General features: G+C 58.9%; 15 protein-coding genes and 2 pseudogenes. 7 read left to right on the top strand and 10 right to left on the bottom strand.

All coding sequences use genetic code 11. The features are described 5' to 3' along the window. The 3 genes from ACGYK9_RS18810 to ACGYK9_RS18800 all read left to right on the top strand — a co-directional run. The coding region (locus ACGYK9_RS18810; RefSeq protein WP_394422678.1) for a flavin monoamine oxidase family protein at window positions 1-724 on the top strand (724 nt) is incomplete at its 5' end. Between the two features lie 4 nt (window positions 725-728). Beyond that, window positions 729-1,259 carry a c-type cytochrome gene (locus tag ACGYK9_RS18805; protein WP_394415067.1) on the top strand — a complete coding sequence of 177 codons (531 nt, stop codon included), beginning with the start codon at window positions 729-731 and terminating at the stop codon, window positions 1,257-1,259. Next, on the top strand, window positions 1,256-1,759 hold the full coding sequence (locus ACGYK9_RS18800) for a RidA family protein (RefSeq protein ID WP_394415064.1): 504 nt from the start codon (window positions 1,256-1,258) through the stop codon (window positions 1,757-1,759). The genes ACGYK9_RS18805 and ACGYK9_RS18800 overlap by 4 nt, the downstream gene beginning before the upstream one ends. A gap of 67 nt (window positions 1,760-1,826) precedes the next feature. Here the strand turns inward: ACGYK9_RS18800 and ACGYK9_RS18795 are convergent. Further along, a pseudogene (locus tag ACGYK9_RS18795) lies at window positions 1,827-2,537 on the bottom strand (IS6 family transposase). 113 nt (window positions 2,538-2,650) lie between these two features. After that, entirely contained in the window at window positions 2,651-3,745 is a 1,095-nt protein-coding gene (locus ACGYK9_RS18790; protein WP_394415062.1) for a Fic family protein, read from the bottom strand. A 260-nt stretch (window positions 3,746-4,005) separates the two neighbouring features. Here ACGYK9_RS18790 and ACGYK9_RS18785 point away from each other — a divergent pair, with 260 nt between their 5' ends. Further along, window positions 4,006-4,689 carry an IS6 family transposase gene (locus ACGYK9_RS18785; protein ID WP_394415059.1) on the top strand — a complete coding sequence of 228 codons (684 nt, stop codon included), beginning with the start codon at window positions 4,006-4,008 and terminating at the stop codon, window positions 4,687-4,689. A 407-nt stretch (window positions 4,690-5,096) separates the two neighbouring features. Here the strand turns inward: ACGYK9_RS18785 and ACGYK9_RS18780 are convergent, their stop codons facing one another. After that, complete coding sequence (locus ACGYK9_RS18780; RefSeq protein ID WP_394415056.1) at window positions 5,097-5,576, bottom strand: hypothetical protein; 480 nt, start codon at window positions 5,574-5,576, stop codon at window positions 5,097-5,099. Window positions 5,577-5,692: 116 nt separating this feature from the next. Between ACGYK9_RS18780 and ACGYK9_RS18775 the strand changes: the two genes are divergently transcribed. Next, window positions 5,693-5,893, top strand: coding sequence for a hypothetical protein (locus ACGYK9_RS18775; protein ID WP_394415053.1), 201 nt, complete (start codon window positions 5,693-5,695; stop codon window positions 5,891-5,893). An 849-nt stretch (window positions 5,894-6,742) separates the two neighbouring features. Here ACGYK9_RS18775 and ACGYK9_RS18770 read toward each other — a convergent pair. After that, window positions 6,743-7,228: a type II toxin-antitoxin system VapC family toxin gene (locus ACGYK9_RS18770; protein WP_394415050.1), complete on the bottom strand. Its 486-nt coding sequence runs from the start codon at window positions 7,226-7,228 to the stop codon at window positions 6,743-6,745. Window positions 7,229-7,312: 84 nt separating this feature from the next. Beyond that, the gene (locus tag ACGYK9_RS18765; protein ID WP_394415047.1) at window positions 7,313-7,597 is read right to left on the bottom strand and encodes a hypothetical protein; all 285 of its coding nucleotides are present in this window, start codon (window positions 7,595-7,597) and stop codon (window positions 7,313-7,315) included. 147 nt (window positions 7,598-7,744) lie between these two features. Between ACGYK9_RS18765 and ACGYK9_RS18760 the strand changes: the two genes are divergently transcribed. Then, entirely contained in the window at window positions 7,745-8,140 is a 396-nt protein-coding gene (locus ACGYK9_RS18760; RefSeq protein ID WP_394415044.1) for an FCD domain-containing protein, read from the top strand. Between the two features lie 42 nt (window positions 8,141-8,182). Here the strand turns inward: ACGYK9_RS18760 and ACGYK9_RS18755 are convergent, their stop codons facing one another. The 5 genes from ACGYK9_RS18755 to ACGYK9_RS18735 form a co-directional block, all read right to left on the bottom strand. Further along, complete coding sequence (locus ACGYK9_RS18755) at window positions 8,183-8,791, bottom strand: SMC-Scp complex subunit ScpB (RefSeq protein WP_394415042.1); 609 nt, start codon at window positions 8,789-8,791, stop codon at window positions 8,183-8,185. Window positions 8,792-8,793: 2 nt separating this feature from the next. Beyond that, on the bottom strand, window positions 8,794-9,678 hold the full coding sequence (locus ACGYK9_RS18750) for a DUF1403 family protein (RefSeq protein ID WP_394415039.1): 885 nt from the start codon (window positions 9,676-9,678) through the stop codon (window positions 8,794-8,796). Between the two features lie 314 nt (window positions 9,679-9,992). Then, window positions 9,993-10,814: a hypothetical protein gene (locus ACGYK9_RS18745; protein ID WP_394415036.1), complete on the bottom strand. Its 822-nt coding sequence runs from the start codon at window positions 10,812-10,814 to the stop codon at window positions 9,993-9,995. A 71-nt stretch (window positions 10,815-10,885) separates the two neighbouring features. Beyond that, on the bottom strand, window positions 10,886-11,764 hold the full coding sequence (locus ACGYK9_RS18740; protein WP_394415033.1) for a TniB family NTP-binding protein: 879 nt from the start codon (window positions 11,762-11,764) through the stop codon (window positions 10,886-10,888). Next, window positions 11,757-12,518, bottom strand: a complete 762-nt coding sequence (locus ACGYK9_RS18735) for a Mu transposase C-terminal domain-containing protein (protein ID WP_394422676.1) — start codon at window positions 12,516-12,518, stop codon at window positions 11,757-11,759. Before ACGYK9_RS18735 ends, ACGYK9_RS18740 begins: the two co-directional genes overlap by 8 nt. A gap of 256 nt (window positions 12,519-12,774) precedes the next feature. Here ACGYK9_RS18735 and ACGYK9_RS18730 point away from each other — a divergent pair. Next, window positions 12,775-12,959 (top strand): annotated as a pseudogene (locus ACGYK9_RS18730) (IS110 family transposase); the annotation flags it as partial.

Genomic DNA, 12,959 nt, shown 5'->3' with positions numbered 1-12,959 from the left:
CGCCAAAGGGTTCGAGCGCGAGGTTGGAGATCTTATTACCTATAACGCCAAAGTCGTCTCGCTACAGCAGGACGAGAGCGGGGTAACGGTGACATGGGAAGACACAGCAGGTGGAGGTCAGCAGACCAGCAAAGCGGACTATTGTGTCTGTACCATTCCTTTCTCCATCCTCGGGCAGATCGACCACAACCTTTCTGGTGATTTGTCCAATGCGATCAGTTCGATGTACTACAACGGATCGACGAAATGGGGCCTGGAATTCAAACGCCGCTTTTGGGAAGAAGACGAAGATATCTACGGGGGTATCAGCTATACCGATCTCGCCATTGGTCAGATCAGTTACCCTTCGGCTGGCTATTTCTCCGATGGACCGGCCGTGTTGCTGGGCGGTTATACATGGCGCGGCGAGAACTCCTACAAGTTCAACGCCATGCAACCTGATGAGCGCTTAGAATGGGCGCTAAGACAGGGTGCCAAAATCCATCCTCAGTATCGGGATGAGTTTAAGACCGGCGTCAGCGTTGTGTGGCACAAGGTCCCATGGGTTCTCGGGTGTTCAGGCGTTTGGGAAGATCGCGACTATTACGACGATGCCATCAAGATCGATAATCGCGTCGTCTGCGCAGGCGAGCATCTTTCATACCTGCCTGCGTGGCAAGAAGGAGCGATCCTCTCCTCGCTTGATGCGATCTCGCGCCTCCATGACAAAGTAATCAACGGGTGAAGCCATGCGACAGATATTTTTCTCAGCGACGATCGTAGGCATTCTCGGCACTCTGCCGCTCTATGCCCAAGACAACGACGCAAACACGCGCGCTGCGCAAGCCACGGCGCCTGAAACCGGCGAGACCCCTCCCGAGGGCGAAGCCCGTCCACAAGAGCGTGACATAACCGCTATGGCGGATGGCGGTGAATGGGTCGAAGAATATGTCAGCGAAGATGGCGAAGAGTTGTATCAAACGCTCTGCTCCGGCTGTCATATGGCTGACGGGTCAGGGGCCATTGGGGCTGGGAAGTACCCTGCTCTTAGTGGCAACCCCAACCTCGAATATGCTGGCTATGCGACCTACGTCATCATCAATGGCCAGGCTGCAATGCCAAGCCTTGGGCATTTTCTCGATGACCAACAAGTATTGGCTATAACGGACTATATTCAGACGAACCTCGGCAACGACTATGAGGCCGATGGTACGCTCGACGCCGTGGCCGACGCCCGGCCGGCCGAACCCGTAGATCAGAACACGGAGGAACACGAATGATCCGCAAATTTATCGCCCCCCTCGCCGCTGTCGCAGCACTTATGACCACGAGCGTATACGCTCAAAGCTCGGAAGTTGTTCGCCACGGTTTGCCGGATTCAGACTTCCCGATCTTGCAGGCCGTTGAAGTGCCCGCGGATGCAACCTTGGTTTACCTCAGTGGCACCGTGCCGACGGTCGCCGATGAGGCGGCCGAGAAGGGTTCACCCGAATACTTCGGCGATACGGCAACCCAAACCGCCAGTGTGCTCGCTTCAATTGAGAAAAAGCTCGCCGGGATTGACCTTGATATGGGGGATGTCATCAAAATGCAGGCCTATCTCGTCGCTCCCGAAGGCAGCGATGGGATGGATTTCCAAGGCTTTATGGAGGGTTACACTCAGTACTTTGGTACCGAAGAACAACCTGAGCTCCCAACTCGGTCGGTCTTTGAGGTCGCAGGATTGGCAAACCCCGCATGGCTGGTAGAGATTGAGGTAGTGGCGGTAAGACAGGATTGAATATCAGTTGTACCGGCATTGCCAACTTAGCGACACTGACCTGTGAAGTTCGCCGAGTGTGATTTCTTCAGGCTGTCATTTTGAGCGCATAACCGTGCCACAGGTCGAAGGCATCTGACCTTGCGTGGCGGTATGAGACGGTGGAAAGGCGGTAGCGGCGGGGTCTGAATATTGTGTTGATTTGATCGTGGGCCGCGAGGAACCTTTGCGTCTGTCGGATCGATTTGAACCGGCCCATGACCTTCTCCCGTTTGCGGGTCGGCCGATGCGACCCCTCGATGCGATTGTTGAGCCCTTTGTGTGCCCGATGATCAGCTTCAGGCGCAAGAGCCCGGATCGGTTTGATGTAACTGCGCAATTTGTCAGTCACGACGACACGAGGCTTGCCAAACCGGGCAATCAACCTAGCAAGGAAACGCTTGGCGGCTTTGGCATTTCAGCGCGGCTGCACAAGGATATCCAGCACGTCCCCGTTTGCATCCACCGCTCGCCACAGCCACTGCTTCACGCCGTTGATCGGAACGACGACTTCGTCTAGGTGCCATTTGTCTGCAGCGGTGGGTCGGTCACGCTTGATGCAATCGGCGAAATGCCGGCCAAATCGATTCACCCATTTGCGCACGGTTTCCCGGCTGACGGTTACACCGCGTTCAGCCAGCAGGTCCTCGACATCCGCCGTGCTGAGCGCGAAGCGGTGATAGACCCAGACCGCATAGGCCACGACTTCACGGGGGAAACGATAGCCCTTCAGGCGCGGCAACTCAGATGGTATTCTCATGACAAAACGCTAGTCGTACCAAGGTGTGGCAGCAAGCTGGCAATGCCCTCACCGATACTTGGCTGACACTTCCTTGGAGTCCGCGTTTCGGGCTTCGCGTGTGACAAGCCTCTTTACGTCGCCGTCAGGGAATAGCTGGTGCTGCGTCCACCAGCCTCGTCTTTCTCCAAGGCGCCCAAGTCGATCAGATCGAGGATGTCGCGATATGCTGTGTCCTGCGAACACTTTTCGATCTTTGCATATTTCGACGTCGTGAGTTTGCCTTCGAACCCATCCAGCAGGCGGTTGAGCATGTCCCGTTGGCGGTCGTTTATGTTGGCCGCTCCGTATGTCTCCCAGAACCGCGCCTTCTGGAACACAGCCTCAAGAATGATTTCTGCACCATCGAATGCGCGGTCCAGGCAAGCAAGGAACCAAACGAGCCACGCCGTGACATCAAGCCCGACTTTCTGCGTTTTCTCGAGCATGTCGTAATAGTCGCTCCGCTCCTGCCGAATTTGCGTCGACATGCTGTAGAACCGCTGGGCGCTGCCTTCCGATCGCGCCAAGGCCATGTCTGCGATCGCGCGCGCAATGCGCCCATTGCCATCATCGAAGGGGTGGATGGTGACAAACCACAGATGAGCGATGGCGGTACGTATGACGGGATCTGTTTCGGGGGGCTGGTCAAACCATTCCAAAAACCGCGCCATCTCCGCTTCCAGTCGGTTGGCCGCAGGCCCCTCAAAATGCACGCGTTCGCGGCCATAGGGTCCTGATACAACCTCCATCGGACCGTCACGCCAATTTCCCACCCTGATCCGGGTCATTCCGCTTCGCCCGGTCGGAAAGAGAGCTGCATGCCAGCCGAACAGGCGCTCAGCATCCAGCGGCTGGTCATACGCTTGGGTCGCGTCCAACATCATCTCCACGACACCATCAACATGGCGATCAGACGGGATCAGTCCACCAATTTCGAGCCCGAGCCGCTTCGCGATGGACGAGCGCACCTGATCCTTGTCGAGCGTCTCCCCCTCGATCTCGCTGCTTTTTACGACATCACTGGTAAGAGTGCGCAGCATTGCCTCGTTGCGAAGATCAAAGCCCAGACCCTCCATGCGCCCCAAAAGCTTGCCTTGACGGTGACGGACCGCGGCAAGTTGTGAAGACAGCTTGGCCTTATCCCAGATAAACTGCGGCCAATCAGGGAGTTCGTGGATGTAGGTCATATATTACGCACTCTTTGCGGATATTATACCGCTTTTTCTCCGCAAGACAACAATAACCGCCGCAAAACCTGCGGAGAATACAGACGGCAATCTCCGCATGCCCCGCCTGGAACTTGGACCGCTGGACAATTGCTTGCGCATTGCTTCACGCGGCCTGTCCGCTCAACCGGCCATAGAAACGGTAGTGTCGCAAAGTTTCCGTTTCCCTCTTTTACTCGGGTATGTCAGCGTTGTCAGGGAGTTGGTGAAAGGCAGTTGACGTGATCGAGTTCAAGGGCGTGCATTACCCGAAATCGGTGATCCTGCACGCGGTCTTCTTCTATGTTCGTTTCGCCGTTTCCTACCGGGACCTTGAAGAGATCATGGCCGAGCGCGGGGTGAAGGTTGATCATGCCACGCTGAACCGCTGGGTGGTAAAGTTCGCATCGCTGATCGCAGCCCGGGCGCAAACGAGGAAACGGCCGACCGCCCCCTCTTGGCGGATGGACGAGACGTACATCAAAGTTAAGGGCAAATGGACCTTTCTCTATCGCGCCGTCGATCGCGACGGTCAAACCCTTGATTTCCTGCTGTCAGAACGCCGAAATCTGTCCGCCGCCCGGCGCTTCTTCAAGCGAGCGATTGCCGCCAACGGCGTGCCAGATCGGGTCGTCATCGACAAAAGCGGTGCCAACTTGGCTGGCCTGCAGGCGGTCAACGTGATCCTTAAATTCACCGGCGAAGGCCGCACAATCGAGATCCGGCAGATCAAATATCTCAATAATATCCTTGAACAGGACCACCGCTTCATCAAGCGGATCACCCGCCCGATGATGGGCTTCAAGGCTTTCCACTCGGCCGCAGCCACCATCGCAGGGATCGAGACCGCCCACATGATCCGAAAGGGGCAGATCCCCGCCGATGGCGCCACCGCCTTCCAGACATTCGCGAAGATCGCGGCATAATCATGTCCGCCGGTCGGCCCCCTTCATGCTGCCGGAAAGTTTGCGACGGAACCCTCCGGCGAAGGTTAGACCTATCCATATTCACCGTGAATAACGCTCCGCCTGAGGCTCCGGCCAAGGTTAAGCCCACCCATATTCACCGTGAATATTGCTCTGCCTGTGGTTTTGGTTGAGATGAACGCCTGGCCAATTGTTCTATGTGGCACGGGCCAACTCTCTTGCATAAAAGATGTCACGCACCTGGTCGGCGTTGTTCATCAGATGGATGATCCGCGAGCCTTATCGTGTACTGATGAAAGAAGAGATTTGTGAACATGCGCGCCATGTCACGCACAGGCAAACAAGGCTGTCGATAATGATCAGAACGTGTTCCCGGCCAGGCCAAGGTTCCTACCATATGACGGTGTTCACAAACCTTTTTTCCGACCGGATTTGATGAACATGCAAAAGAGTGAGCCAGAGCGCATTTTTTCGCTCCGGCCCTTATGCGCCGCCCCGGCCTTGCCCTGCGCCGTGATCTGCCACGAATGACCGGGCGTGCCGATGGCATGGGTGGCGACCCGCGCCTGCACCGTGGGCACGGCCCAAGACACGTCGGCCACATCCGTTGACCCCATCATCGCCGGCCCGCGCGACTGCGGCGGCACGATGTAGTCGCACAACGATGAATCCTTGCGCGGCGCCAGTCCGTTCTGGCGGTACTCGGCATTGATGTCCTCATCGCTGAGCGTGGCCTGAATGCGCGCGGCATAGGCACTATCAGCATCGTCGAAAGGCACGCCGCCCAGCACGTCCATCGCCTGTTGCATGGCCTCTTCCAACGGGGTGTTGCCCTGCATGTTCGACACCGCTGACATGATCGGAATGTCGACCTTCGTCCCGGTCATCAATGCCGCACCCCCATCACTCTGTCTGTCTTTCGTGCCCGCGTATCCGCAACCTATGCTAAGGTCTACGTCAGAGCCTATCGTCAAAATGAGAGTCCTCTCTGAAGGAGGAATTAATGGATAGCATCTCATCAATCCTGCTTGCTGAAATCTCGCTGATCTCCATCAGCTCAGGGATCATCGTGGCGAGCTTGCTCGCTCTATGGCTCACGCGAAAAAAGCCAAAAAGAACAATTGACGTCAATGCAGCGGTTCGAAATGCCCCGTACCACTTACTCGGAGAAGCTGGGATCCCTATCGCTCGCATTAAGTGTTGAGAGGGTGACCGTAGCGTATGCCAAAGGAAACGGGCAAAGCGACTGAAAGTGCTTAGCGACTTGCTGTACTTTGTGGTGCGGGAGGTTCAACTCTGCAACAAATGACATCTGAAGTTCGAGAGGGACTTCAGAGAAGAAGGAGAAAGCGGGGCCCATCGCGGCCTCACCTGCGTTAAAATCCGAGATTGCGTAGGCAAGCTGATATGCGGAAAGGTTCGCACTGTACGGAGCATTCACAGTTTCAAGAACCTTAGATGCGGAGTCCATCGTCGTTTACCTCCCTACAAATGGATGTGCAGCCACTGGGTCTTCGGGATCTCATCGTTGTAGCGCTTAAGGTGCTCGTACGAGCATGGAGATCATATCAGATGGTCCGCGCAAAGTCACAGCGTTGCAAACAATACCGGAAGAGACGATCGCGAGCGTTGAGAGGTAGACGAGCAGTTGGTCACTCAATGGCTATCATTGACACACGCATCTACCGATAGCCGTGCCATTGAGACCCCGCCAATGTCCAATGGTCCAAAAAGTATAGCAGTGTCCGCATTTCGTGTTGGTAAGTTTAGACAGCGCGTGGGACATCGCCTGACTGGGTGGTCAACTTGGAGGGGCCCACGTCGTTTGAAACTTTCGGAAGCGCTGAGGATGCAATGCCACTTGCTGCTGATCTGAGCCGATTGATCATCCCGGAGGGCTACTACGAAGATCCATCCGACCCGACGGCGGAATAGTCGCGCAGAGGCTTGATCGAGCGCAGTGCGGGCTCTTGGGCCCGCACTTATCCGCCGGGGTTCCGGGCGGATGTGTCCTGGTTTTCAGTAACCCGGGCAGACCACCACGATGACAAGGTCAGTGCCGGTAGAAGACGACCTTGAGCTTTGGTTCAAGCTGGCTCAGCTGATCGAAGTCAGCGACGTTTCGCGTGACGAGCGTGAGTTGCTCTTCGACTGAGTGGGCGGCAAGCATGGCATCCATCAAGCACTTGCGTCTCTGACCTTCATCGAAACCCAGCTCCCTGGCCATGACCCCTGCCAGGATGGCACCCCGGGCTTGTGCCGTGGGAGACACAGGCAGAATGCGGCGTTGAGGAATAGCGTCGATCAAGGCCTCGATGGTTGCAAGGGCCGAAGATGTGCGCGGATCGGCTGGATTGAGGCGACCGAAGGGGAAACATATTTCCGAGAGCGCAACGCTTGAGTGGAAAATGCTGCGGGCTGTGATGCGCGCCTCGACAGCGACAGGTAGCTTGCCTTGGAGCTGATCGATATAGACGCATGCATCCAGCATGATGGCGCCTCCGGCCACAGGCAGGCCCTCCATGAAGAGGAGATCCAAGTCAGTCCGGGTGGGGAGCGAGCGTGTCTTGCGCGCAGCGCGGGTCGCGCGAAGAACCTTTCGAATATTCAATGAGCCGCTCGATCAGATGCTGAGATCGATGTCCGCGGGGACGCGTCCTCGCGCGCGGGTGAATGCCCCCGGGAAGCCGTCTTCGGCCGCGAGGTTGGCGATGGCAAGCTCGACGAGGGCACTGTTGGCTTCTACCCCTGCTCGTTCCTTGGCAAGCCGGAGCAGTTCTGGGTTGATCCGTGCGGTCACGGTCTCCGACTTGCGCTCCAGCAGGTGAAGCTCACGCATGCTCTCCAAGACCATTGCGAGGCGGTGCCTAATCGGAGTGTCGGTCGCTTCTGCGGATTGCGGTGCCATGGCTCATTCTCCTATCCCTCTTGGATGTATTACATTCTTTGCGATTTGTCAAACATGGCATCGTTTTCGGCAACCTGGACGCGCTCCTGAGGTGAAGGCGATGCCATTCAGGGGACCGGTGTCAAAGTATCTCGAAGGGTATTTGCAGTGGTTCATCGCCCGTATCGGGAAGGTGCCGCCAGGCGATGTCTTACGCACTGTCTAAACTTACCAACACGAAATGCGGACACTACTAAAAGTATTTATGTGAAAAAATACAAAATAAGGGGTGGCTCTCGTCGACTTGAGCAAATTGTCTCAAACCTTTACCTCAGCTCGGTTCGATACCGGATGCCGAGCCTAAGTAAAGTATCAACCGCTAAGGCGCGGGATCTGATGGTCGAACACGGCGCGATTGCAGATGCGGCTCTTGCGCGAAATACGACGCTCGCGATCAAACTTCTCACAGCGCACTACCGGCTGACAGCTAAATTACTGACCCTCGCGCATTCTGATCGGATAGCACAAGTCGAGAAATATTCACGAGGAACAGATCGAGGTTAAACGGAAAACCTAAAAAAAACACAGATTCTTGGGCGCCATCGATCAGATGGTCTTTTCGCACCTTGCCGTCAAGCCTGCGTCGTCCAACTGTTCCCGGTCAGGCAAATCCCGCAACGTTTGCATATTGAATGCGACAAGGAACAGATCGGTCGTCACGAACGTATAGGGTGCCCCCCGCATGGGCGATCTTGGTCCCGTCCCGATCAGCCCGCGCGCATGGAGCCGACCAATCAAATCGCGGCTGATCTCTTTCCCAAAAATATCCTTGAGCCCGTCGCGGGTGATCGGTTGGTGATAGGCGATGGCAGCCAGAACGGCGACGTCGAATTCGCTCAGATCGAGTAGCTGATCCCCGACATCCGCCGCAGCGCGGATCGTGGGCGCGTAGGCCGCCCGGGTCCGGAACATCCAGCCGCCGGCGACCTGGGCAATCTCGAAGGCCCGCCCCTCCAGATCGGTGGCAAGGTCCTCGACCAAAAGGTCGACCGAAGCCCCCTGCCCCACCACGCGTGCCAGGTCGTCGCGCGGCACCGGCGAAGCTGAGGCAAAGAGCACCGCCTCGATCCGGCGGATCCATTCACGCCAGCGCAGCTCGGGTGGCAGGTCGGGCAACTCGCGATCCAGTTCGGGGTCAGAGCGATCCTTCGCCATCGCTACACCCCGTAAAGCCGGAAGGTGTCGCGCCCGGTCAGCTCGCGCACCGCACCAAGGTCGACCAGCCGGTCGCAGAGCCGCCGCGCGGCGCGATCCGGCAAAGGCAAGGCTGAAGGTGCCACGGCATCGCGGCTCAGAAACATCTCGACCGCGTTGCCAGCCCCCTTAGCCCGCAGCTTGGGTGCGACCGTCTTCAGATGCGCCGCCCGACGTGCAAGGTCGGCGGCGAGATGCACGGCGTCGACCACCGAGGAGATCAGCGCGCGATGAAAGGCGAAGCGAAGATCATCGCCTCGCCTGCGCAGGTCAGCCCGTTTCAGGCCAGTCGCCAGCAGCGGCATCAGATGACCCCAACCGAGTGCTTGGGCGAGGACTATATCCGCGAGGATCAACGCGGGCACATCGGCCCGCGGCGCTTCGCTCAGCACCGCCTCAAGCACCATCGCAGCACGGACTACCGGCGTTCCCTGCCCTGCATCCAGCCACCCGGCAATCTGGCCCGGCTCGAAGGCCGGCAAGGCTCGGCCCACAGCCTTGATCGACACCGGCCGCTCCACCGCGCGCCGCCAGGCGAGGTAGATCTCGCCTGCGGGTCCCGGCAAATCGCCGGGGCGCAGCAAATGCACCGCATCCCGCAGCTCCCCTGCCCTTTCCGGTCGCCCGGAAAACGCGACACAGGCCGCGGCCGCGCGCAGCGCGAGCCGGTCCCGCAACAAGACTTGGGGCATTTCCTCGCGTCCCAACACAAGATGCAGGTGGTTGAGCGCCGCGCCCGACAAAAACGCAACATCTTCAGGGGTTGCAGCGTGCGCAGAGGTGACCCACTTAGGCATTCGGGGTAACGTGTCGAGATCGTTGATGGAGTCCAGTCGGGCAAATGTCATGCCTGAAGCCTATACTTTCGCGGCGCTTTTCACCAAAAAATTGCGCACAAACCGCCCCACTTTGTCAGTGCTCTCTATGTCCAATAAGTTTACATTATCGGACATAAACAGATATGTTGCCAGACAGTTCAACTTCAGCATCGGATTCAGTTGTCGGAAGACCGGAATTGATGAGATTCAAGCACTTCCCTGAAAAACGAGCCGGGGTTCATGAGATTCTGTACCGGTATTTATGAGACTGGATGAGTCGGAGTTTGTGAGACTGGCGTTGTCTCGCGGCTTTTTCAGCTGACTGCCGTGCTCTCTCGTCGCGCTCAGCGCGCCAGAACCGGGCCGAAAAGAGGCCATGCGTCAATCGCCTGCCGGACCCGTCCCTGCCCCTCCGCATCGCTCATGAGCATGACTGAGATCGCCCATTTGACCGGATCCTCAATGATCCGCCCGGCGCCGACCGCCAGCGCGAAACACTGCAAGAGCGAGCCCTGCGCCAGGGGGTGGAGACCGGGACGCGCTGGCTTGGCAAGTACCGGCGCCACCTGATCGTATTCGGGGACAACGACCGTCAGCGCCTGTCGGAGGATCGGCGTGGTCAGAAAATCATGGTAGTCCCGCCGGTCTTTCAGAGACATTCGTGGCTGCTCACCGACGTTCGGCGGCGAGGCACGGCGATGCCGTGCCGTCAGAACCTGAAGCACTTGGGGTGCTTCCAGGTGGCCTTGCCCCGCACCGCGCGCCCAGGCATCGAGATGAGCGGCACCGACCTCGGCATGCCCTTCAAGTTTCTTGAAGCAATCCGTACCGAACCGGTTGGACAGGGTCTCGCCGGTGGCGTCCCGAAACTCCACACCATGCACCGGGCAGCGAAATCGCCACGGCAGCGCGGCGGCTTTGCGATGCAGGTCTTCGGGACAGTGCCTACACGGAGACCGGTTCTTCCGCGCGATCATCATGCGCACCGCTGACCCCAACTCCCGAAAAGTCATGGCCTGCACCGCTTCCGGCGAAAGGCCGGTCCGAGCCACGATCAGAGCCCCCTGCCCTTCCGAAAGACGCCATTCCAAATCGAACACGTCGTGCCCCTTCGGGCCAAGCGCAGCGACGAATTCCGAAACCGTCATGGCGTAGAACGGGGCCATGCGCGCGGCCCAGGAAGACAGCCGTTCGTCGGCCTCGGGGAGGTAGACAACCGGCAGACACCCGCGCGCCGTCACACCGGCTCTCCCAGGACCGCCTGCAACCGGTCGCCGCCCAGAATATCGCGCGAGAAGATGCGTTCCTCGCCGCTTGCGATGGCGGCAATCGCCAGCTGCGACAGGATCGAAAAGATGCCTGAGGTGATCCCACCCGTCACCTTGATCATCCGCATGAGTGCCTTCTCGTCGATCTGGCTTTGGCGCCGAAGCGGCAGCGTGCGCGTGAGCGTGCTCATCAGCCCGTTCAGATCCTCGCCCTCCCGCCATGGCGGCAATGCGAAGGCCTCGAAGCGACGCACCAGTTGATCATCGGTGCGCAGCGCGTTGCGGGCCTGCGCCGTACCGACACAAACCAGCGGGATGCGCAGCTCGTTGCCCAGGAAGCGCAGCATGTTCAGGAATCGCGCCTGTTCGCGGATCGTCCCCGCCTGCAGGCTGTGAATCTCGTCGATGACCAGCATACGGGGACGCAATTCGGCGAGCAGACGCAAGGCCAGGCTTTCCAGCACAGACAGTGTCGCCCGCGGCGGCTCCGGGGCCCCAATCGCCGCCAGGATCCGGCGGTAGAAGCGCGTTTCATCAGGCCCAGACACCATCTGCACGGCGACGACCGGCATATGCAGCCGTCCGCTGGTCTCGTCGAAGCTCGATGCGTGGTCGCGGGTGAACTTCTCGATGATCATGGTCTTGCCCATGCCGCTGTCGCCGACAATGAGCAGGTTCGGCATGCGGGCGCGCTCGGGAAACGACATCAGCGTTTCCAGCTTCTCCAAGGCGGCATCAGCCCTGGGGTAGGAGATCCAGCGGTCAGCGCGGATCCTATGAATGCGCTCCGCGGCACTGAGCGCGGCGATCTTGCCGACTCCCGGATAGAGATGCGGGAACTCAGTCATCCTCGTACCACTCCTCAACCTTGAAGCCGGGGTGGCTGAGAAACGGGCTCCCCTCCCCTTCCGGCGCAGGCAGGGCATCTCGCGCGGCGGCATCTGGTGTCACATCGATCATCGGCAGAGGGGTCAGATGTGCCCGCCGTGCCTGGTGGCGCCGTATCGCCTTCGTCTGCCGCTCGGCGCTGGCGACGAGGTCGCGCTGCGCCTCGATCGTCCTGAAAATCAGTTCCTCATCTACCGACCGGCGCCCGGCCTCGCGCAAAGCGCGCCGCGCCGCGCGGTGCTCCCAGAGCGTGACCGCAGGCCGTGTCAGATCCGCCGGTCGGGCTTCGATGATCCCGTTCTCTGTCAGCACGAAGATGCGCGAAAGATTACGCGGATCGTATTTGAGCGTGAACTTGCGGCTTTCCCGGCCCATCAGCCAGCGCAACTCGTCGGCCCAGTAGCGGATGTGGAAGAGATGCAGGCCGTCGCGCTGCAAAACCCGCTGCTCGGAGGGCAGAAAATCGACCAAGAACTGTCGGAGATCGACCGGCATGCGGAGCTTGATCTCATCCGCCTGCGCCGCCCAGGCTGCTGACGGCGTCTTTTCCAGCACGCTGTGGACCCGCGCATGGTAGGAGCCGGTGATCTCGAGAGCGAGCCAGGTCTCCAGCTCTCCGTGCGTCATCACCGACTCGGCCTCGGCGTCGAGATCACCGCGCTCGAAAATGTTCGAGAAATGCGAGCCCGGCAGCAGGTGAAACGCGCCCATCATCGTGCCGATCAGGCGCTCGATATGGCCACCATAGCGCGGCGTTCCCGGTGGTCGGTGCCGCAGGTCGATCTGATATTCGGAACAGGCCCGCTCGAAGGCGCGCGCGTGGAACTCCGCGCCATAGCACCTCGGGAAGAAGCGCCGCTAAGAGGTTATGGCTGCCTGCGCAGCCCTCAAATTGCGCAGCGGGTGGCCATAACCGGGTCTCAGGTCTCAACAGTGGTTTTGCATAACCACACCGCTGAGGAGACCGGCTATGACCACTACCTATGCTACCCTTTCGACCTTGTTGGTCGCCATCGACATATCCAAGCATCGACATGAGGTGCTGATCAGCATTCCCGGCAAGAAGCGCCGCCGCCGCATGACGATCATGAACACGCTGGAAGATTTTCAGCGCTTAGCCATAAATCTCGCCAGCTACGACCTGCCGGTGCGGAT

The sequence above is a fragment of the Sulfitobacter sp. 1A15258 genome, from assembly GCF_043557045.1.
GTDB classification, from domain to species: Bacteria; Pseudomonadota; Alphaproteobacteria; order Rhodobacterales; family Rhodobacteraceae; genus Sulfitobacter; species Sulfitobacter faviae.
Note: the sequence above shows the minus strand (reverse complement) of the source record. Positions and strands in the feature narration are given on the sequence as shown.